Genomic DNA, 21,144 nt, shown 5'->3' with positions numbered 1-21,144 from the left:
CGCTACACGGCTCCTTTCGTCCGACGACGAGCGGGAGAGTGACGTTGAAGAAACCGATGACGGTCGCGCAGCTGACCGAATTGGGGCGGGTGCAATTGTCGCCCAGCTTCTACCTGCGCGATTTCCTCTATTCGGACATCGCCGCGATCCACGGGCTGTCGAACATTCCCGACAATCCCGACCTGGCGATCGAAGCGGGGAAGCGGCTGTGCGAGGAACTGCTCGAGCCGCTGCAGGACGCGTTCGGCCGGATCGCGATCCGTTCGGCCTATCGCTCGGCCGAGGTGAATGCGCTGGGCAACGCCAAGGGCTATAATTGCGCGTCGAACGAACGAAACGCTGCGCGGCACATCTGGGATATGCGCGACAGCGCCGGGCGGATGGGCGCGACCGCGTGCATCGTCGTGCCGAGCTTCGCCAACCGCTTCGACCAGCCCGGCGACTGGAAGCGGCTGGCGTGGTGGGTCCACGACCATCTGCCCTATGCGATGATCGAGGTGTTTCCGGTGCGCTGGGCGATGAACCTGTCGTGGCACGAGCTGCCGTCGCGGATGATCTTCAGCCACGTCCCCGATGCGCGGGGTTATCTGACGAAGCCGGGGATGGCGAACCACGAGGGTAGCCACGAGAGCGAGTGGGCGGGGATTTTGCCCTGACGTCGCTCTCCCGCTGGCGGGAGAGAGCTGCGAAGACTTGGTTCGCGTTCTTCACGCGGACCTAGTCGTAGCTGGGTGAGGGTGATGCGGTCGCACTCGCGACCGCGCGGCGCGAGAGCGCCGCACCACCCTCATCCAAACCTCCGCTAGGCCGCTTCGCGACCAAGCTTCGGTATCCTTCTCCCGCCAGCGGGAGAAGGTTTGGGGCTTCAAGCTGCCAGCTTTAGTTCCTGCATCGCCTCCGCCGTCAGCGCGATGCTGCGCAGCCGGGCTTCGGGATCATAGGTCGCCCCCGCGATCATCAGCTCATCCACGCCGGTGCGTTCGACGAATGCCGCGATCTCGCGCCGAACCGTCGCCGGCGAGCCGATCGCCGAGCACGACAGCACCTGCTCGAGCATCGCCGCCCCCTGGGGCCCCAGGCTCGCGCGATAATCGCGGACCGGCGGCTGCATCTTGCCCGGATTGCCGGTGCGCAGCGCGACGAAGGATTGCTCCATCGAGCTTGCCAGATAGCGCGCCTCTTCGTCGGTATCGGCGGCGAACACGTTGAACCCCGCCATCACATGCGGCCGCTCGAGCGCCGCCGAGGGCCGGAAGTCGCGGCGGTAGATCGCGATCGCCTGGTCGAGCGCATCGGGGGCGAAGTGCGAGGCAAAGGCATAGGGAAGCCCGAGCATCGCTGCGAGCTGCGCGCCGAACAGGCTCGACCCCAGGATCCAGATCGCCACATCGGCCCCCGCGCCGGGCACCGCACGGATGCCCGTCTGGCCGTCATCGGCGAAATAGCTTTGCAGCTCCATCACATCGTTGGGGAAGCCGTTGGGATCGCTTTCAAGCGACCGCCGCAGCGCGCGCGCGGTGCGTTGGTCGGACCCCGGCGCGCGGCCCAGCCCCAGATCGATCCGCCCCGGAAACAGCGCATCGAGCGTGCCGAACTGTTCGGCCACCACCAACGGCGCATGATTGGGTAGCATGATGCCGCCCGCGCCGACGCGGATGCGGCTGGTCGCGGCGGCGACATGGCCGATGACGACCGAGGTCGCGCCGCCGGCGATGCCCGGCATGCCGTGATGCTCGGCGATCCAGTAGCGCGAATAGCCATGCGCTTCGGCCTGGCGGGCATAGGCGGCGGTATCGGCGAGCGCGGTGGCGACGGTGCCGCCCTCGCGGACGGGGACGAGATCGTGGATCGAATACTGGGTCATGATTCAGGAGATGGGGGCGGGCGGCGCGGTGCGCTACCAAGCGGTTCTTTTGGCGGCGATACCTTTTCGCCTTTCGTCACCCCGGCCTTGGGCCGGGGCCCACCGTTCCGCACGCGCCACGCAGGTTGCGGAGACGGCGCGGTAGACCCCGGCCCAAGGCCGGGGTGACGGGAAGAAATGACGCACACGCGCCATCCCCAAACCGCATTTGAACTCCCTCCGAATCCATCCTACACGCCCGCCATGCTCGCTTCGCTGTCGCACGTCCGCACCTGGGTCTTCGATCTCGATAACACGCTGTACCCGGCAAGCGCGGGGCTGTTCGCGCAGATCGACGCGCGGATGACGCAATATATCTGCGACATCGACGGCTGCGATCGCGACACCGCGCTCGAGATCCAGAAGCGGCATTTCCACGCGCACGGCACGACGCTGTCGGGGCTGCTCGCCGACCGCGATATCGATCCGCATCATTTCCTCGATTACGTCCACGACGTCGATATGAGCGTGCTCGCCGCCGACCAAGCGCTCGTCGCGGCGATCGATCGGCTGCCGGGGCGCAAGCTGGTCTTCACCAACGGTGATGCGCCCTATGCGCGCCGCGTGCTCGACGCGATCGGCATGGCCGACAGCTTCGAGGGCATCCACGACATCCATGGCATGGGCTATTTGCCCAAGCCGCACGCCGCCGCCTATGCCGGGCTGTGCGACGCCTTCGGGATCGACCCCGAGACCGCGTTGTTCGCCGAAGACATGGCGCGCAACCTTGCGCCGGCCAAGGCGATCGGCATGCGCACGCTTTGGATCGACAACGGCTCCGAACAGCATGGCTGCGGAACCCGCGATTACATCGATTTCACCACGCCCGATCTGCGCGCGTGGCTGCACGACATTCTGGAGGAACACCCATGCGCGACCAGCTGAGCACGATCATCGACACGGCGTGGGATGACCGCACGAGCATCTCCACCGCCACCACCGGCGAAGTCCGCAACGCGGTCGATCAGGCGCTGGCGCTGCTCGATTCGGGCGAGGCACGCGTCGCCGAGCCCGATGGCGCGGGCGGCTGGCAGGTGAACCAGTGGCTTAAGAAGGCGGTGCTGCTGTCGTTCCGGCTCAACGACAATGCGGTGATGACGGGTGGGTTCGACAAGGTGCCGTCGAAATTCGCCACTTGGGACGACGCGCGCTTCCGCGCCGCGGGCTTTCGCGCGGTGCCCGGCAGCGTGGTGCGGCAGGGCGCGTTCATCGGCAAGGGCGCGGTGCTGATGCCGAGCTTCATCAACATCGGCGCCTATGTCGGCGAAGGCACGATGGTCGATACCTGGGCGACGGTGGGAAGCTGCGCGCAGATCGGCCGCAACGTGCATCTGTCGGGTGGCGCGGGGATCGGCGGCGTGCTCGAACCGCTGCAGGCGAACCCGGTGGTGATCGAGGACGGCGCGTTCATCGGTGCGCGTGCCGAAGTCGCCGAGGGCGTGATCGTCCGCGAGGGCGCGGTGCTGTCGATGGGGGTGTATCTGGGTGCATCGACCAAGATCATCGACCGCGCGACCGGCGAAGTCCGCACCGGCGAAGTCCCGCCCTATGCGGTGGTGGTGCCGGGCACGATCGGCGGCGGCGAGGGCAAGCCGGCGCTATATTGCGCGGTGATCATCAAGCAGGTCGACGAGCGGACGCGGAGCAAGACCAGCATCAACGAACTGCTGCGCGACTAGCTTATGATGTGACTACGGGGGCGGGGGCTTCCCCATCCCCGTTCGTGCTGAGCTTGTCGAAGCACCGTCCTTCTTGCGCTGACCGTGTTTAGAAAGGACGGCCCTTCGACAGGCTCAGGGCTAACGGTGGTAGGGGAGGGCGAACGGAGGTTTAACCGACCGGGCTAACCCCCAACCGCGCAATCTCGATCTTGGGGCAGCGGTCCATCACCACCTGCAGCCCCGCGGCCTCGGCGCGCGCCGCTGCGGCATCGTCGACCACCCCGAGCTGCATCCACACCGCCTTCGCGCCGATCGCGATCGCCTCGTCGACCACGCCGCCGGCATCGGCAGACTTGCGGAAGATATCGACGATATCGATCGGGTCGCCCAGTTGGCCCAGCTCGCGGAACACGAACTCGCCATGGATATGTTCCCCGGTGATCTGCGGATTGACCGGGATGACACGATAGCCGTGGCGCTGGAGCGCCGCCATCACCTGGTTCGACGCGCGATCGGGGCGGTCCGATGCGCCGACCAGCGCGATGGTGCGCGCGCTTTCCAGCAGCGCCTTGATATCCTCGTCGCGGTTCAGCGGCATCGCTTAGTCCTTTCGGTCGAGCCACGCATCGACGCGCGCGGCAAGCTCATGGAACGCGGCGCCCTCGGGGCCGTTCCCCGCCGCCGGCGGCTCGCCAGCGTCCGATGCGCTGCGGATCGCGATCGCCAGCGGGATTCGCCCGAGGAACGGCACGCCGAGCGCCGCTGCCGCCGCCTCGGCGCCGCCCGACCCGAACGGGTCCGAAACCTCGCCGCAGTGCGGGCAGGCATAGCCTGCCATATTCTCGACGATGCCGATCACCGGCACCCCGGTCTGGCCGAACAGGTCGATCGCGCGCCGCGCGTCGATCAGCGCCAGATCCTGCGGGGTCGATACGATCACCACCCCCTCGGGCTTGTGCTTCTGGATCATCGTCAATTGCACGTCGCCGGTGCCCGGCGGCATGTCGACCACCAGAAGATCGGTCTCCCACGCGCCATCGACGAGCTGGGTCAGCGCGTTGGTCGCCATCGGCCCGCGCCAGGCGAGCGCCTTTTCAGGAGCGACCAGCTGCCCGACCGACAGCACGGGCACGCCATAAGCGGTGGGCACCGGCACCAGCTTGTTGTCGCGCGCTTGGGGCTTGGTGCCCACGACGCCAAGCAAGGTCGGCTGCGACGGGCCATAGATATCGGCGTCGATCATCCCCACCGACCGGCCGCGCGCCGCCAGCGCGATCGCCAGATTGGTCGAGATGGTCGATTTGCCGACGCCGCCCTTGCCGCTGGCGACCGCGATCAGCCGGCGGCGGGTGCGCTGGCTGGTCTGCGCGATCCGCACCGCGTCGACCCCCGGCACCGAAGCCGTCGCGGCTTCGACCTCGGCGGCAAGCGCGTCGCGCGCGCTGGTCGACAGCCCGCTGACGTCTAGGATCACATTGGCGCGCGGCCCGTCGGTGCGGACGGTGGCGCGGCCCGCAGCGAGCGGGGCGAGAAGGGCTTCGATGGCGGCCTGAAGAGTCATGCCGCGCGATCTATACCTACAAACGGCACACGGCACTGTAATTCGCCGCGCGCCGCCTTATAAAGATTGCATGTGGAACCTAAACGGGTGGATCGCACGCGCTGGCGTGCTTCGTAACGACAATCCGAAAGGCCCCTGGGGCGGCGGCGGAGCGGGTGGTAACGGATCGGGAGGCGGCGGCGACAGCGGCGGCCCGCGCAACCCCTGGGCGTTCCCGCCCGAGGGGCGGCGCGCCAAGCCCGGCACCGCGACCTCGCTCGACGAGTTCCTCAAACGCGCCAAGCGTGGCGGCGGGGGAGGCGGCGGCGGCTTCGGCGGCGGCAATTTCCAGGTACCCGGCGGGCGCTCGATCTGGTTCCTCGGGCTCGGGCTGCTGGTGCTGCTCTGGATCGCCTTCACCTCGATCCATCCGATCGGCCCGCAGGAACGCGGCGTCGTCTCGCTGTTCGGTCGCTATTCGACTACCTTGTCCCCCGGCATCAACCTGACGCTGCCCGCCCCCTTCGCCACTGTGCAGAAGGTGGACGTGCAGGAAATCCGTACCGACGACTTCCCGCAGGCGAGCACCGAGAATCTGGTGCTGACCGGTGACCAGAACATCATCGACCTGGCCTATTCGGTGCGCTGGGACGTCAAGAATGCCGAGGATTTCGTCTTCGAACTAGCCAGCCCGCGCGATACCGTGCGCGCGGTCGCCGAAAGCGCGATGCGCGAAGCGGTGGCCGGCACCACGCTCGACCAGGCGATCGGCGCTGGGCGGACCTCGATCGAGGCCGAAGTCGCGATCCGGATGCAGACGATCCTCGACCAATATGGCTCGGGAATCCGTGTCCAGGGCGTGGCGATCAAGCAGGCGGTTGCGCCGCAGGCGGTCGACGAGGACTTCAAGGCGGTGAGCGCCGCGCAGCAAAAGGCGCAGGCCGACATCAACCAGGCACGCGCCTATGCGCAGCAGATCCTGGCGCGCGCGCAGGGTGAAGCTGCCAGCTTCGACAAGATCTACGAGCAATATCGCCAGGCGCCCGAAGTGACCCGCCGCCGTCTCTATTACGAGACGATGGAAGCGGTGCTCGCCAATTCGAACAAGACGATCGTCGAAGCGCCGGGCGTCACCCCATATCTGCCGCTGCCCGACGCCGCCGGACGGCGGACGCCGACCGCGCAAGTCGTGCCGCAGGCCCCCGACGCGCCAGCCGCCGCAACCCAGGGAACCCAGCCGTGAACGCCAGCCTCTTTCGCAATCCGATGGCGATCGGCATCCTGTTGCTCGCGCTGGTCGTGCTGCTGGCGAACACGCTGGTGGTGGTCCCCGAAACCAAGCAGGCGGTGATCCTGCGCTTCCAGCAGCCGATCGGCACGGTCAACGCCTGGCGTCCCAACCAGGCGTTCGGCAACACCGGCGCGGGGTTGATCGCGAAGATCCCGTTCATCGACCGCGTCGTTTGGGTCGACAAGCGCGTGCTCGACATCGAGCTCGACAACCAGCCGGTGCTTTCGACCGACCAGCTGCGGCTGCAGGTCGATGCCTTTGCCCGCTTCCGAGTCGTCAATCCGCTGCAGATGGTCGTCACCGCAGGCTCCGAAGCGCGCGTTGCCGACCAGCTCCGCCCGATCCTCGGCTCGGCGCTGCGCAACGAGCTCGGCAAGCGCGAGTTCGCGGCCCTGCTCAGCCCCGAGCGCGGCCAGGTGATGGACAATATCCAGGCGGGGCTCGACCGGGTCGCGCGGCAGTATGGCGTCGAGATCGTCGACGTCCGCATCCGCCATGCCGATCTGCCCACCGGCACCCCGCTCGAATCGGCGCTGCGCCGGATGGGCACCGCACGCCGCCAGGAAGCCCTGACGATCGAGGCGCAGGGAATGCGCCAGGCGCAGATCATCCGCGCCGACGCCGATGCACAGGCGGCCCGCGTCTATGCCGAAAGCTTCAACAAGGACGCGCAATTCTATGATTTCTATCGCGCGATGCAGTCCTATCGCTACAGCTTCGGTGCCGACGGCGACGAAAAGCGCGGTGGCACCTCGATCATCCTGTCGCCACGCACCAACGACTATCTGAACCAATTTCAGGGCCAGGGTAATTGATGCCGATATGATACGGGGACCGCAAAGGGGAACGGACGACCGTCACTGACGGTTTGTTCATATTCAATCGCAGTTCAGCAACGGTGTCGCATCCAGGCGCCACACCGTATCTTGAGAGGAAACGACGAGTGCGTTACGCCTACGCCATCACTTCCGCCCTGCTGCTGGGCGGCACCGCTGTCACCCTGGCAGTCCAGCCAAGCGCCATCTCGGCGCAGACCGCGCAGAACGAGCCCGGCGCGATCAACGCCAGCGCGCCGCGCATGGGCGCGCCGATGAGCTTTGCCGACATGGTCGCCAAGCTCCAGCCCGCCGTCGTCAACATCTCGACCAAGCAGCGGATCACCGCCGCCAACACCCCCAATCCGTTCGCCGGCACGCCGTTCGAGCAGTTCTTCAACAACCAGCAGGGCGGCGGCGGGCGTCCGCGCGAGGGATCGTCGCTCGGATCGGGGTTCCTGATCTCGGCCGACGGCTATGTCGTCACCAACAACCACGTGATCGCTCCAGGCGCGCCCAATGCGACGGTCGAATCGGTCACCGTGACGCTCGCCGACCAGAAGGAATATGAAGCCCGCGTCGTCGGCCGCGATGCCGCGTCGGACCTTGCGGTGCTCAAGATCGAGGGGCGCAACCTGCCCTTCGTCCGCTTCGGCAATTCGCAGCAGGCGCGCGTCGGCGACTGGGTGATCGCGATCGGCAACCCGTTCGGGCTCGGCGGTTCGGTGACCGCGGGGATCATCTCGGCAGTCAACCGCGTCACGGGCAACCCCGGCCAGCAGGCGGCGTTCGATCGCTTCATCCAGACCGATGCCTCGATCAACCGCGGCAATTCGGGCGGCCCGATGTTCGACATGCAGGGCAACGTCATCGGCATCAATTCGCAGATATTGTCGCCCACCGGCGGCAATGTCGGCATTGGCCTGGCGATTCCCGCCGAACAGGCCAAGCCGATCGTCGACACGTTGATGAAGGGCAAGACCCCGACGCGCGGCTATCTGGGCGTCGGCCTGCAGGCGATCGACGAGGATCTGGCGGCTGCGCTCGGCGTCGATCGCAACAAGGGCGAACTGATCCGCTCGGTCGAACCCGGCCAGCCCGCCGCCGCCGCTGGCATCCGCCAGGGCGACGTCGTGACGCGCGTCAACAACCAGGAAGTGACGCCGCAGAACAACCTCAGCTTCATCGTCTCGAACACCCCCCCGGGTACGCGCATTCCGGTCGAAGTGCTGCGCGACGGGCGTCGCCAGACGCTGACCGTCACCGTCGGCACGCGACCGAGCGACGAGGATCTCGCGGGCGGCTTCCAGATGGACGAAGAGGGCCAGACCGGCCCCGACGCGATGATCAAGCCGCAGGAAAATGCCCCGGCGGGCGTGACGGTCCAGCCGCTCACCCCGGCGATCGCGCGCACGCTCGGCTTCGAAGCCTCGACCCGCGGCGTCGTCGTGGCGGCGACCGACCCCAATAGCGATGCCGCGACCAAGGGGCTTCGCCGCGGCGTGGTGATCATGTCGGTCAACCGCACCCCGGTGACGACCGCCGCGGACTTTGCGGCGCAGATCGCCGCGGCACGCCGTGCCAACCGCCCATCGGTGCTGCTCTACGTCATGGTGCCCCGCGCACCCGTTGGCACCTATATCGCGATCGATATCGACTGATCGCGCTGCGCTGATCCCGGGCTGCTGACGCGGGCCGCACACTCGCCTATGCCTGCTCCTCGACAATCGGGAGCAGGCAGATGGCGGAACTCTTTATCGGCACCGGCGGCGGGCAGCGGCAATCGCTGGTGCTCAAGCGCGCCAACCGCCACGGGCTGATCGCGGGCGCCACCGGCACCGGCAAGACCGTGACGCTGCAGGGGCTGGCCGAGGGCTTCTCGGCCGCGGGCGTGCCTGTCTTCGTCTCCGACGTGAAGGGTGACCTTGCGGGTCTCGCGATGGCGGGATCGCCGCTAGCCAAGACCCACGCCCCCTTCGCCGCGCGCGCCGCGGAGATCGGCGACACCGACTGGGCCTATGCCGAAACCCCGGTGCAGTTCTGGGACCTGTTCGGCGAGCAGGGGCATCCCGTCCGCGCGACGATTTCCGAAATGGGGCCGCTGCTGCTCGCGCGGCTGATGGGGCTGAACGAGACGCAGGAGGGCGTGCTTGCGATCGCCTTCCACCTCGCCGACGAGGAGGGGCTGTTGCTGCTCGACCTCGACGATCTCCAGGCGATGCTCGCCGACATCGCCGATCGCGCCGCGGCTATCTCGACGACCTATGGCAATGTCAGCAAGGCGAGCGTCGGCGCGATCCAGCGCCAGCTGCTCCAGCTGCGCGGGCAGGGGGCCGAGCAATTCTTTGGCGAGCCCGCGCTCGACATCGCCGATTTCATGGACGTCGACGATCAGGGGCGCGGGATCGTCAATATCCTCGCCGCCGACAAGCTGATGGCCTCGCCGCGGCTCTACGCCACCTTCCTGCTGTGGCTGCTGTCCGAATTGTTCGAAACGCTGCCCGAGGTCGGCGATCCCGACCGGCCCAAGCTCGTTTTCTTCTTCGACGAGGCGCATCTGCTGTTCGACGAGGCCCCCGCGGCGCTGCTCGACAAGGTCGAACAGGTGGTGCGGCTGATCCGATCGAAGGGCGTCGGCGTCTATTTCGTGACGCAGAACCCGATCGACATTCCCGAGGGCGTCGCGGGGCAGCTCGGCAACCGGGTGCAGCACGCGCTGCGCGCCTTCACCCCGCGCGACCAGCGCGGCGTGCGCGCGGCGGCCGAGACCTTCCGGAGCAACCCCGCGATCGATGTCGAAACCGCGATCACCGAATTGAAGGTCGGCGAGGCGTTGGTGTCGATGCTCCAGGCCGATGGTGCCCCCGCGCCGGTCGAGCGCACGCTGGTGCGCCCGCCGCGCTCGCGCGTGGGGCCGGTCACCCCGGTCGAGCGCGGGGTGCTGATCGCGACCGACGCGATCGGCGACCGTTACGACATTCCGATCGATCGCGAATCGGCGCATGAATTGCTCGGCGCCAAGCGCGCCGAGGCCGAAGCCGCGGCTGCCGAAGCGCAGGCCGATGCTGCCGATGCGAAGGCCGACGCGCATGCCGCCAGGGAGCAGGCGCGCGCTGCCAAGCAAGCCGAACGCGAGCGGCTCGCGGCGCAGCGCGAGGCCGACCGCGCCGCGCGCGAACAGGCACGCGCCGAGGCGGCGTCGCCCTGGAACCGCGCGGTCACCTCGGCGACGCGATCGGCCTCCTCGACCGTAGGGCGTACCGTCGCCAGCGAAGTGACCAAGGCGGTGTTTGGATCGAAGCGCGGGGCGGGCGGGCTAGGCGCGAAAATCCTGCGCGGTGTCCTCGGCGGGATGTTTCGCGGCTAGAGCGTCCGCACCAGCTGCACCGCCACCGCCATCCAGGGCGGGTCGGTGACCACTTGCTGACGGCTGTTCGCCCCCAGCGGCAGCAAATGCAGCTTGCCGCCGTCACGGTCGATCAGCCGGCCGAAGATGAAACGTCCGGCGGGGCGCGGCACCAGCACGTCGCGGTTCACCCCGCGCGCGAACGCGTCGGGGGCGAGGCGGCGGCACCACACGACGTCGCCCGCGCGATAGTCGCCGATGCTCGCGGCGACGGTGACCGCGACCAGATCGGCTTCCGCGCGAGGGGGCACGACCGTCGCAGGCCTGCCCGGGGCATGCGCACCGCCGGCGTCGAGCACCGCGGCGACCGCGATGTCGGGGCGATCGGGCAGCGTCACCAGGTCCGACGCCTCGACCCCCAGCGCGGCGGCGATCCGGTTGAGCCACACCACCGACACCGTCCGCGTGCCCGTCTCGAGCCGACCGATCGTCTGCGCGGTGGTAGGCGGCTGGCAGCGCCGCGCGACGTCGTCGAGCGTCATCTGCTTGGCGCGGCGGACCTCGCGGATCGCGGTGATCATCGGCAGCTCCTTCAGCGAACCATTTGGGTTTCTACCCTGTCCTACAAGCGTGACGTTGTGGCAAGCCCTGCCGATGTTGGCTGGGAGAGAAACCGATGCGCGAATTGACCGAACAGGGGCTCGAGAACGGATCGCCCACCGGCAAGCGCCCCCGTGCCGGCGGGCGTTCGGTGCAGGTCAACCTCGCCGAATCGCCCTTGTCTTGGCTGCGTGCACGCGACTTGATCGATGCGCGGCAATATGCAGCGGGCGAGCGGCTGCGCGCCGATTATGAAACCGCTTCGCTCGGGCCCTGCGTCACGATGCGCTGGGAGGCGTCGCCGATCGGCCGCGGGCGGCGCGGGGCACCCGATTCGATCGACCCGACGCTGGCGCAGATCGCCGCCAAGCGCCGCTTCGATGCAGCGGTCGCAGCGGCGGGGCCGGGCCTGAGCGATATCCTGTGGCGCGTGGTATGTGCGGGCGAGCGGCTGCCCGATGCCGAAAAGGCGCTCGGCTGGCCCGCGCGTGCGGGGCGGCTGGTGCTTACGCTGGCGCTCGATCGGCTGGCGGCGCAGTATCGGCTGGTGTGAGCGGATCGGCGGGTGCGGCGCGCGCGAGGAAGCGCGTATAGACCCAGCCGATCGCGATCAGCGTCACCCCGATCCCCAGGAACGACACGACGCGCAGCAGCCCTTCGAGCGCGATGTCGATCGTGAACACCTTGAGCGAGACGATCAGCACCAAACCCAGCCCGGCGAAGCGCAGGTCGCGCGCGCCGCCGGTGATCCCGCGCCACAGCCACGCGATCGACACCAGCAGCATCGCCGCCGAATAGCCCCAATTCTCGGGCGTGCCCACCGGGCCGGTGAGCAGGCTGCCATGCGCGACCTGGCGTACCACCGCGAGCGCGGCGACCAACGTCATCGCCAGCGCCGCGATGCGGATCGCGGGGCGCTGCGCCGGCCAGGTCCATAGCAAGGCGGCGGCAAGCGCGGCGTGCAGCGCGGCGGCGGCGCGTACCGCCTGCGGAACGACCACCGGGTTGAGCACGATCAGATCGAACCACGCGATCCGGAACAGCGCGAGCAGCAACAACGCATCGCCCAGCCGCGGCGCGCGGCGGGTGCGTGCGATCAGCCAGCCCGCGACCAGCATCGCCTGGGTGATGACCGCGCGCTCGGTAAAGCCCCAGCCGACGAACGCGGGCTCGGTGGCAATCGCCAGCGGCTGCTTGGCGAGCGTGTAGAGGATCGCGACGATCCCCGCCGCCGCCAGCCCCGCCATCGGCCGGCGCGCGCGCGCGAGCGCGGCCGGGTCGAACAGGAGCGCAGCCGCCACCAGCACCGCCGGTGCGAGGTCGCGGAGCGGCACGCCGATCGCGGGCAGCTCGCGATAGGGCAGGGTATCGCCGCCAATGCTGCTCACCGCCGCGATCAGCAGCTGGCCGATCGGCATTACCGCCGCGGCGACCGCGGCGGCGAAGGGAAGCGCGGGGGTGATCGCCAGCGCATCGGCGCGGGTATGTCTCCCCCAGAAATACAGCCCCGCCATCGCCCCTGCGAACAGCAACCCGAGCGTCTCGCTCCCGGCCAGCGCGGCGATACCCGTAACCCCCGCCAGCGCCGCGCCGATCGCGCCGCCGACCAGCCCGACATCGCGCCCGCTCGTGCGATCGCGATGCCGCCAGCTCAGCCATCCCGCCACCCCTGCCGCGCCCAGTTCGATAACCGCCCACAGCGCGCTCGGCAGCAACGACGGCGTCGCTGCGTGCAGCACCAGCACCGGCCCGAGCAGCCCGAGCAGCGCGGTCATCGCCCACACCGCATGACGCCGCGAGCGCGCAAGCCCCGCGCCCGCGAACATCGCGGTCGCCACGATTGCGGCCAGCCCCGCGACCCGATCCGCCCCCATCCCCAGCAGCACCAAGGTCAGTACCGCCGCCACCGCGGGCGCGGGCAGCAGCCGTTCGTCGCGCCACGCCAGGATCAACGCCGCGCCGGCAAGCACCAGATGGCACCCCCATGCGAACCGCCCGAAATCGAGTGTCGGCGCGAACACCAGCAACTGCAGCAACCCCGCCGCCAGCGGCGCGACGCGCAGCCAGGCGCGCGCGCTCGGCGGCAGCGCCAGCGTCGTTGCGATCGCCAGCGCCACCACGAACAGCCCCACCGCCGCGACATCGCCATCGCCCAGCGCCAGCCCCAGGAAATTCGCCCAGCCGAACCCCGCAAGCGCCGCTGCGACGGTGAGCCAGGTCCAGCCGCGATTGATGCCGAGGCCGAACAGCGCCCCGACGAACAGCCCCAGATAGACCAGCAGCGCGCCGAGCCCCGCGGCGTCGTATCCCGCGACCAGCGGCGCGGCGAACCCGCCCGCCAGCGCCATCACCGCGGTCGGCGGCCCATGGCGGACCGCCAGCGCGAGCGCGATGCCGGTGATCGCGACCATCACCCCGAACGCGGGCAGCGGATCGATCAGCTGGTACGACGCTGCCGCCAGGTACAAGGTGCCATAAGCGCTCGCGACCCCCGCGCCGCTGAGCACCTGCGCGATCCGTGGATCTTCGCGCGTCGGGCCGAACCGGCGCGCCGCCTCGCTCGCCGCGACCAGTACCACCGCGAACACCGCCGCGAGCGCCGCGCGCACTCCAGGTCCCAGCAGCCCGGTGTCGATCGCCGCGCGCACCAGGAAGAACCCGGCAAGCACCAGCGCGATGCCGCCGATCCACACCGGCAATTTGCCGCCGATCAGCGTCTCGACATCGGGAATGACGATCCGCGGGCGCGGCACCTTCGGCATCGGGCGTGACGGCGCTGGGAGGGGGGGCAACACTCGATCGACGATCCGCGCGGAAGCCTCGCCACCCCCCAGCGCGCGCTCGAGCGCAGCGATCCGCCGGCGCGCGTCGAACAACAGCCCGCCCAGGATCAGCAGCACGATCAGAAAGATGCCGTCCATCACGCGCCCGCTGCCCCGGCCGGCGCGGGGGCGGCGGCATCGTCGCGCGACCCTAGCCGCGCGCCGACGTGCCGACAAATCTCGCCAACCCGTCCGCGCCGCCCTATGTGCGGCGCATGCAGATCGATTTCATCAAATGCCAGGGTTCGGGCAACGACTTCCCGCTGATCGACGGCCGCGCCTTGGCGCTCGACGACGCGACCTGGTCGGCGATCGCGATCGCGCTCGCCGATCGCGCGGGGCCGGTCGGCGGCGACGGGCTGCTGGTGCTGGTCGAAGGCAATGGCGGTGCCGCGTTCGGGCAGCGGATGTGGAACCCCGACGGCAGCGAATCCGAAACCTGCCTCAACGGGCTTCGCTGCGTCGCGCGGCTGGGCTTCGAGGCCACCGGACTCGTCGAAGCCCGGGTGTCGCTGCCCACCAGCACTGCCGACGCCGCGATCGCCGATCCGCTCGCGCCTGGCGTCGTCACGATCCGCACCGATGTCGGCCCGGTATCGACGCGCACCGCCGATGTCGGGCTGCGCATCGATGCCCCCGAGTTGATCGACTCGGCGATTCCCGGCCTGCCGAGCGATCGGCGCTTCACCGCGGTCGCGATGCCCAACCCGCATCTCGTCACCTTCGTCGACACGCTCGACGAGGCCGAACTGGTGGCCCTGGGCGACTGGTGCGAAGCCGCACCGCCGCTGATCCCGGGCCGCGCCAATGTCAGCTTCGTCACGGTCGACCATGGCGAACTCTTCGTGCGCACCTATGAACGCGGCGTCGGCCTGACCGACAGCTGCGGCAGCGCGATGGGGGCGTCGGTGTTCGCCGCCGGCCTCACCGGCCGCATCGGCTTCGGCGCACCGGTGACCGTGCGCAACCGCGGCGGGCGCGTGGTGGCGAGCGCTAGCCAGGACGCGCGAATCGCGATCGCGGGCAACGCCAGCTTCGACTATGACGCCAGCGTCGAGATCGACCTTGCCAACGCCACGGCGGGCCCGGTCACCCTGCGCCGCCGCCGCGACGACGAAATTTTCGCGTGGCAAGCGGCTTTGGGTACGCCGCCGGACTAACGCCGTGCAACTATCGATAAACCGGCCTTAACTTCGTTGCATTAGGCACAAGCCATGGCTTCGCAGCGTTCTCGATTCACAGCCCCAGATCAAACCGCTACGATATTGGTAGCGCTGGGTTTCTTCGTAGCCACCGTCGGCCCGATCGCCTTCACGCGATTCGGCGGCGGGGTCGCGTGCCTTTGGCTGGCGACCGCGGTGCTCGGTCCGTATCTTGCGAGCCTGCCGCTGCGTCGCTGGCCGGTCGTGATGCTGCTGGGCGCTTTGGGCGATGCCGTCGTTACCGCGATCGTGGGGGTGGGGCCGGTCGCGGCGGTACCGATGGGGGTAGTCTGCGCGTTCGAATCGGCGCTGTTCGGGTGGTGCCTGCGCGCCCGCGACACCGAAGGCGCGGCTACCCTGGCGTCGTTCGGCCAGGTCGGCACGCTGATCGTCGCATCGGCTGGCGTGTCGATCATCAGCGCGTTTCCCGGCGCTGCGGTCGCGGCCTTGGCAACCGCGACGCCCTATTGGGACAATTGGCTCAACTGGGCGGCAGGGCACACACTGGGCGCCATCACGCTCACGCCGATCATGTTGCTGCTGCTCCGCGGCGACGCCGCCGCCTGGCTGCGCGACACCGACCGCGCCGAGCGGATCGAGGCAGCATTCCTGGGCATCATGGTGAGCACGGTGGCAATCCTGGTCTTTGCCCAGCATGCGCTGCCACTGCTGTTCCTGCCGATCCTGCCGGTGATGATGGCGACCTTCCGCGTCGGTCGGATCGGTGCCGCGATCTCGATCGCCATCGTGGCGCTGGTCGCCACCGTGATGACGTTGCGCGGCGACGGGCCGATCTCGCTGATCGACGCGCCGGCGGCGTTCCGCATCCAGTTCCTGCAATTCTACCTCGCGGTCATGGTGCTGACGGTGTTGCCAGCGGCGGCCGATCTGCGCCGCCGCAAGGAAATCCTTGACCGGCTGGCGATCAGCGAGGCGCGCTACCGATTGGTGTCGGAGAACGCGACCGACGTGGTGCTGACGATGGATTCGACCGGCATCATCAGCTATATTTCGCCTTCGGTCGCGCTGTTCGGCGGCGGCTATACCGCCGAGACGATGACCGGGACCAACGTGGTCGAACTGATCGCGCCCGAAGACCAGGCCCGGATGCGCGAGGCCTATCGCACCGCGATCGAACAGCCGGGCGTCACCCATATGATCGAATATCGCGGCTTGCTTGCGATCGACCCGCAGGGCGTGTGGCTCGAATCGCGCTTCCGCGCCGTCGAGACACGCCAGGGGTTCGACATGGTCTGCGCGATCCGCGACATTTCGAAGCGCAAGCTCGCCGAAGCCGAATTGACGCGGGCGGCATCGACCGATCCGTTGACCGGACTAGGCAACCGCCGCATCTTCAACGAAGCGGTCGATGCATTTGCTGCCTCGGCGCTGCTCGACCCGCCTGCCGAGGGCTGCGTCGCGATCTTCGATATCGATAACTTCAAGGCGATCAACGACGGTTTCGGCCACGACGCCGGCGATCGGATGCTGCGGCGCTTCGCCGCGATCGCGATCGATGCGACCCGGTCGGACGATTTGGTCGCGCGGCTCGGCGGCGAAGAATTTGGCATATTGCTGCCCGATACCTCGCCGGCACAGGCGGGGCTGGTGTGCGATCGGCTGCGCGAGGCGTTTGCAAGCACGGTGATCCATGACGATGCGGGGGCGACGATCCGCGCTACGGTGAGCGCCGGGGTCGCCGGCATCTCCGCCGATCAGGGGCGCGAGGCCGCGATGCGCGCCGCCGATGGCGCCTTGTATCAGGCCAAGCGAACGGGTCGCAACCGGCTCGTGCTGGCCGACTGAACGCGTGCGGTCAGGTTGCGCTGCTTCCTTCCAGGAAGGGCGCCGCGACCTCGGCGGGCACGCGCAGCAGCCTGCCGCTCGCGCGGTCGAGCAGCGCCCAAGTGGTCTTCGCCTCGACCTTCACCCGCCCGTCGCTCGCGACGAAGCGCATATGGCGATCGAAGCGCGCGCCGCGCGGCGGCTCGGCGACCCAGGTTTCGGCGGTCACCGTCTCGCCCGCCGCGACATTGCCGCGATAATCGATCTCGTGGCGGATCACGACCCAGATATAGGCGGCGGCATGCTCGGACGACGCCACTGCCGCCCAGTGCGCCACGGCGACGTCTTGGATCCAGCGCACCCACACTGCATTGTTGACGTGGCCGAGCTCGTCGATGTCCTGGGGGCCGGCGGTGATCGCTCGGGTAAAGGGCTTCATTGGGCTGCGGTGCAGGTCAGCGGCGGCTGGTTGGGGAGAGTGATCGTCGCATCGTCGCCCTTGTCGCGCAATTCGAGCCCATCGCCGGCGTAGTGGATGCCCGATCCGGCGGGTTGCTGGCGCAGCGTCCCCAGCGTTTGTTCGCCGCTACGCAGCGTGACCGTGCTCGCGACATTATCGAACGTCGCGTCGATCTGTGCACCATCGGCGCAGGCGTAGCGCGCGGTGACGTTAGGGGTCGGCACCGCGACCTGGCGCGGGATGAGATCGGCGCTGCTGATCCGCCATTGGCGCTTCGCCGCGGTCGCACCGTCAATCACGCCGGTTCGGTGGAGCGTCACCGTTCCCGCCATCGCGTAGGGCGTATCGTCGCGCAGCGTGCCGCTGATCTCGACCGGAATGGTGACGTGGCGCTGGCCGGCGCCCGCTTCCATCGGGCCCGGTGTCCCCACCGTCGCGCGATAGGTCGCATAGCGTTTGAAGCTGTCGGCGAAGCCCCGCCGGCTCATGCCCGAGGCGCGGCCATCCTCATCCCATAACTCCCACGCGGCATCGGCCTTGCCCGCTGCGATCCGGTCGAAATACCGGCGAGTCACCGCTGCAGCGACCGCGGGGCCGGGCTCCTCGGCCATCGTCTGCGCCGGGGTCACCGGCTGGGCATGGGGTGCGGCCGATATGCCCGCGATATCGGCATCGGGCTGGGGTCCGGGCATCGGCGGGTCGGCGGGCATGTCGGGAAGCGCGGGCTGCACGACATTCGCGGCCATGTCGTTCTCGCGCGGTGCGGGTTCGCCGCCACAGCCAGCCAACCATGCCAGCGGCAGGTACAGGATCGTGCGCATCATCCACTCCGCAAGGGCCGGGGAGCGAGTGTCGCAAGCTCCCCGGGCACCGTCAACGGCAGGCGGCCGATCAGGGTTCGAGCGCATCCTTGTCGGCGTCGGCCAGATCATCGTCTTCGGACAGTTCGTCCTCGTCGAAATCCTCCTGGAGTTCATCCTCGTCCTGGTCGTCCTCGTCGGTCTCGGCGTCTTCGTCTTCCTCGCCCACCTCATCGGCAGTCATCGAAAGCTCGTCCTCGTCACCGGTGTCGCCAAGATCGGGGGCGATGTCGGTCAGCAGGTTGCCGTCGCTGGGGCCGTCGCGCGTGACCTCGAGGATCTCGGCGCGCTGGCTCTCGTCATAGCCTTCCTCGTCATACCCGTCGTCATTGGGACCTTGTTCTGGAATCTGGCGGCCACCCATGCTGCACCTCTTCGTCGGGGCGGGGCGCGATTGCCCCGGTCCATGCTAGCGCGAACGGATGGGTCGCGCAGGCGTTCCGTCGACCTCGCGTGGTTCAGCGCGCGTGGAACAGCCGCCCGCGCTCGGCCAGGAAGACGACGCCCAGCGCGGCGATCCCGCAGACGAAGAACCCGCCGTACAGCGGCACCGTGGTGCCATCGAACGCCTGGCCGATGAACGCGCCGATCACTGCGCCGACCAGCGTCGACACGAACCCCTGCAGGCTCGACGCCAGCCCGGCGATCCGCCCCATATTCTCCATCGCCATCGCCGAGAAGTTCGACGCCGCAAGCCCGAAACAGCCCATCAACAGCGCCTGCAGCACCGCAAAGACGATCAGGCTCTCGAGCCCCGTCCACGCCACGACCAGATGAATGCCCGCGATTGCGATCAGCCCCAGCAGCGCCGAATGCGACAGCACCCGCGTCCCGAAGCGCATCACCACGCGCGAATTCATGAAATTGGCGATCGCCATCGTGCTGGCGACGGCGGCGAAGACGATCGTCAGCAATTCGGGGCGGCCGAAGATGTCGGCCATGATCTGCTGCACCGAATTGATGAAGCCGAACAACCCGCCCTGCAGCAGCGCCGCCGCGATCGTGTAACCCACGGCATAGCGGTCGCCGCCGACGATCTTGTACCCCGACCAGAGCTGCCGCGGATTGAGCGGGCTGCGATCCTCGACCGCGAGCGTCTCGGGCATCCGCAGCCAATACCAGGCCAGGATCGCCGCGGCGACGGTGGCGATGCCGACGAAAATCCAGCGCCACGGCGCGAACAGCAGCACGATCTGGCCGAAGGCGGGGGCCAGCACCGGTGCCGCCATGAACACGACGAACACCAGGCTCATCACCCGCGCCATCGCCCGCCCGGCGAAACAGTCGCGCACCATCGCGACGGTCACCACCCGCGCGCCGGCCACCGCCATGCCCGAGGCGAAGCGCGCGGCCAGCAGCAGTTCGTAGCTGCCCGCGACCGCCGCGAGCAAGTTGGTTACCACCGCGACCAGCAGCGCGACGCCGAGCACCGGACGGCGCCCGAAGCGATCGGCGAGCGGCCCGTGCGCCAGCTGCGCTACCGCAAAGCCGATCAGGAACGAGGTGATGACGAACTGGCGATCATTCGGGCTGTTCACCCCCAGCGATTCACCGATCGAGGGGAGCGCGGGGAGCATCGAATCGATGCCGAGCGCGGTCAGCGCCATCAGCGCCGCCGCCATCGCCACGAATTCGCCGAACGGAATCGGTGCGCGGTCGAGCGACGCTGGTGGATTCGGCTGGTGCATGCTGGTCCCTTGGACGATGAAGATGCGCGCGTCACCCCGCCGCGCGGTTGCATAGAATGCACGAAGCGCGTTGAATGTTGCATCGCAACAAAAATAGCGTTGCATTCGGCTACTGGCCCGACCCCGCGACAACGCCTATGTCACGGTCACATTGTCCACTTACCAGCTCAACAAGGCGTGTTCCCAATGCTCGATACCCCGCTAGGCGCCGTCCAGGTCGTCTCGCTCGCCGACCAGGCGGCCGATCCCGAAGCCTTTGCGCAAAGCTTCGGCGGCTCGTTCGAACGCTATGGCTTCGCGATCGTCCGCGACCACGGCATCGACGAGGCGCTGATCGAGCGTTGCTGGGCGGCAACGCGCGAATTGTTCGCGCAGGACGAAGCCACCAAGCGCCGCGGCCATGTCCCCGGCGGCGGCGGCGCGCGCGGCTACACCCCGTTCGGCATCGAGATCGCCAAGGACGCGAGCGAGAACGACCTCAAGGAATTCTGGCACATCGGCCGCGAACTGCCCGCCGGGCACCGCTTCGCCGCGATGATGAGCGCCAATGTCTGGCCCGAAGCGCCCGCGGGTTTCCGCGAAACCTTCCTCGAACTGTTCGCCGCCTTCGACGCGGCGGGCGAGAAGCTGCTGTCGGCGATCGCGCGCTACCTAGATCTGACCCCCGAATGGTTCGTACCCGCCGTCGAGGACGGCAATTCGGTACTGCGCCTGCTGCATTATCCGCCGGTATCGGCCGATGCACCGGGCGTGCGCGCCGGCGCGCACGAGGACATCAACCTCATCACGCTGCTGCTGGGCGCCGAGGAAGCCGGGCTCGAGCTGCTCGACCGCGATGGCAATTGGCTGGCGGTGAAGCCGCCCGCCGGCGCGATGGTGGTCAATGTCGGCGACATGCTCCAGCGGCTGACCAACCATGTCCTGCCCTCGACCACCCACCGCGTCGTCAACCCGCCGCCCGAGCGCCGCGGCAATTCGCGCTATTCGATGCCCTTCTTCCTCCACCCCGCGCCCGATTTCCCGATCCAGACGCTGCCCGGCTGCATCAGCGAAGCGCGCCCCAACCGCTATCCCGAAGCGATCACCGCGCACGACTATCTCCACCAGCGGCTGGTCGAGATCGGGCTGATCAAGGCGTAACCAAGTCCCCCTCCCGCTTGCGGGAGGGGTT

At 68.6% G+C, this 21,144-nt stretch carries 20 protein-coding genes; 11 read left to right on the top strand and 9 right to left on the bottom strand.

Annotated features, from left to right (window positions below):
* Window positions 1-44: 44 nt before the first annotated feature.
* A complete protein-coding gene (locus NMP03_RS09995) occupies window positions 45-656 on the top strand; it encodes a hypothetical protein (protein WP_256505228.1) in 612 nt (203 codons plus the stop codon).
* 209 nt (window positions 657-865) lie between these two features.
* Here NMP03_RS09995 and NMP03_RS09990 read toward each other — a convergent pair whose 3' ends face one another.
* Window positions 866-1,864 (bottom strand): LLM class flavin-dependent oxidoreductase, encoded by a 999-nt coding sequence (locus NMP03_RS09990; RefSeq protein WP_256505227.1) that lies wholly within the window; start codon window positions 1,862-1,864, stop codon window positions 866-868.
* Window positions 1,865-2,107: 243 nt separating this feature from the next.
* Between NMP03_RS09990 and NMP03_RS09985 the strand changes: the two genes are divergently transcribed.
* Window positions 2,108-2,788 carry a pyrimidine 5'-nucleotidase gene (locus tag NMP03_RS09985; RefSeq protein WP_256505226.1) on the top strand — a complete coding sequence of 227 codons (681 nt, stop codon included), beginning with the start codon at window positions 2,108-2,110 and terminating at the stop codon, window positions 2,786-2,788.
* The gene (gene dapD, locus NMP03_RS09980) at window positions 2,773-3,582 is read left to right on the top strand and encodes a 2,3,4,5-tetrahydropyridine-2,6-dicarboxylate N-succinyltransferase (protein ID WP_256505225.1); all 810 of its coding nucleotides are present in this window, start codon (window positions 2,773-2,775) and stop codon (window positions 3,580-3,582) included. Before NMP03_RS09985 ends, dapD begins: the two co-directional genes overlap by 16 nt.
* A gap of 151 nt (window positions 3,583-3,733) precedes the next feature.
* On the opposite strand, the gene NMP03_RS09975 is transcribed toward dapD, so the two are convergent.
* Complete coding sequence (locus NMP03_RS09975) at window positions 3,734-4,162, bottom strand: CoA-binding protein (protein ID WP_256505224.1); 429 nt, start codon at window positions 4,160-4,162, stop codon at window positions 3,734-3,736.
* A gap of 3 nt (window positions 4,163-4,165) precedes the next feature.
* Entirely contained in the window at window positions 4,166-5,125 is a 960-nt protein-coding gene (locus NMP03_RS09970; RefSeq protein ID WP_256505223.1) for an Mrp/NBP35 family ATP-binding protein, read from the bottom strand.
* 70 nt (window positions 5,126-5,195) lie between these two features.
* Here NMP03_RS09970 and hflK point away from each other — a divergent pair, with 70 nt between their 5' ends.
* From hflK to NMP03_RS09950, 4 genes are all read left to right on the top strand, one after another.
* Window positions 5,196-6,347, top strand: a complete 1,152-nt coding sequence (hflK, locus tag NMP03_RS09965; protein ID WP_256505221.1) for a protease modulator HflK — start codon at window positions 5,196-5,198, stop codon at window positions 6,345-6,347.
* 23 nt (window positions 6,348-6,370) lie between these two features.
* A complete protein-coding gene (gene hflC, locus NMP03_RS09960; protein WP_256508087.1) occupies window positions 6,371-7,210 on the top strand; it encodes a protease modulator HflC in 840 nt (279 codons plus the stop codon).
* A gap of 128 nt (window positions 7,211-7,338) precedes the next feature.
* Complete coding sequence (locus NMP03_RS09955) at window positions 7,339-8,871, top strand: Do family serine endopeptidase (protein ID WP_256505220.1); 1,533 nt, start codon at window positions 7,339-7,341, stop codon at window positions 8,869-8,871.
* Between the two features lie 80 nt (window positions 8,872-8,951).
* Window positions 8,952-10,577 carry a helicase HerA-like domain-containing protein gene (locus NMP03_RS09950; protein ID WP_256505219.1) on the top strand — a complete coding sequence of 542 codons (1,626 nt, stop codon included), beginning with the start codon at window positions 8,952-8,954 and terminating at the stop codon, window positions 10,575-10,577.
* Here the strand turns inward: NMP03_RS09950 and NMP03_RS09945 are convergent.
* On the bottom strand, window positions 10,574-11,137 hold the full coding sequence (locus NMP03_RS09945; RefSeq protein ID WP_256505217.1) for a helix-turn-helix domain-containing protein: 564 nt from the start codon (window positions 11,135-11,137) through the stop codon (window positions 10,574-10,576). The genes NMP03_RS09950 and NMP03_RS09945 overlap by 4 nt on opposite strands.
* A gap of 95 nt (window positions 11,138-11,232) precedes the next feature.
* On the opposite strand from NMP03_RS09945, the gene NMP03_RS09940 reads away from it, so the two are divergent.
* Entirely contained in the window at window positions 11,233-11,709 is a 477-nt protein-coding gene (locus NMP03_RS09940) for a DUF6456 domain-containing protein (RefSeq protein WP_256505216.1), read from the top strand.
* Here the strand turns inward: NMP03_RS09940 and NMP03_RS09935 are convergent.
* Complete coding sequence (locus NMP03_RS09935) at window positions 11,663-14,077, bottom strand: DUF2339 domain-containing protein (protein ID WP_256505214.1); 2,415 nt, start codon at window positions 14,075-14,077, stop codon at window positions 11,663-11,665. The genes NMP03_RS09940 and NMP03_RS09935 overlap by 47 nt on opposite strands.
* A 116-nt stretch (window positions 14,078-14,193) precedes the next feature.
* Here NMP03_RS09935 and dapF point away from each other — a divergent pair, with 116 nt between their 5' ends.
* Together dapF and NMP03_RS09925 are read left to right on the top strand one after the other, a co-directional pair.
* Window positions 14,194-15,138, top strand: a complete 945-nt coding sequence (gene dapF / locus NMP03_RS09930; protein ID WP_256505213.1) for a diaminopimelate epimerase — start codon at window positions 14,194-14,196, stop codon at window positions 15,136-15,138.
* A 105-nt stretch (window positions 15,139-15,243) separates the two neighbouring features.
* Window positions 15,244-16,986, top strand: coding sequence for a sensor domain-containing diguanylate cyclase (locus tag NMP03_RS09925; RefSeq protein WP_256505211.1), 1,743 nt, complete (start codon window positions 15,244-15,246; stop codon window positions 16,984-16,986).
* Window positions 16,987-16,996: 10 nt separating this feature from the next.
* Here the strand turns inward: NMP03_RS09925 and NMP03_RS09920 are convergent, their stop codons facing one another.
* The 4 genes from NMP03_RS09920 to NMP03_RS09905 form a co-directional block, all read right to left on the bottom strand.
* Complete coding sequence (locus tag NMP03_RS09920) at window positions 16,997-17,404, bottom strand: acyl-CoA thioesterase (protein WP_256505209.1); 408 nt, start codon at window positions 17,402-17,404, stop codon at window positions 16,997-16,999.
* The gene (locus NMP03_RS09915; protein WP_256505208.1) at window positions 17,401-18,249 is read right to left on the bottom strand and encodes an MliC family protein; all 849 of its coding nucleotides are present in this window, start codon (window positions 18,247-18,249) and stop codon (window positions 17,401-17,403) included. Before NMP03_RS09915 ends, NMP03_RS09920 begins: the two co-directional genes overlap by 4 nt.
* A gap of 67 nt (window positions 18,250-18,316) precedes the next feature.
* Window positions 18,317-18,649: a DNA primase gene (locus NMP03_RS09910; RefSeq protein ID WP_256505206.1), complete on the bottom strand. Its 333-nt coding sequence runs from the start codon at window positions 18,647-18,649 to the stop codon at window positions 18,317-18,319.
* 94 nt (window positions 18,650-18,743) lie between these two features.
* The gene (locus NMP03_RS09905) at window positions 18,744-19,973 is read right to left on the bottom strand and encodes a multidrug effflux MFS transporter (RefSeq protein ID WP_256505204.1); all 1,230 of its coding nucleotides are present in this window, start codon (window positions 19,971-19,973) and stop codon (window positions 18,744-18,746) included.
* Window positions 19,974-20,159: 186 nt separating this feature from the next.
* Here NMP03_RS09905 and NMP03_RS09900 point away from each other — a divergent pair, with 186 nt between their 5' ends.
* A complete protein-coding gene (locus NMP03_RS09900) occupies window positions 20,160-21,113 on the top strand; it encodes an isopenicillin N synthase family dioxygenase (protein ID WP_256505203.1) in 954 nt (317 codons plus the stop codon).
* The last annotated feature ends 31 nt before the right edge of the window (window positions 21,114-21,144 follow it).

Source organism: Sphingomonas qomolangmaensis, from assembly GCF_024496245.1.
GTDB classification, from domain to species: domain Bacteria; phylum Pseudomonadota; class Alphaproteobacteria; order Sphingomonadales; family Sphingomonadaceae; genus Sphingomonas; species Sphingomonas qomolangmaensis.
This window is presented reverse-complemented; position numbering and strand designations above follow the sequence as displayed.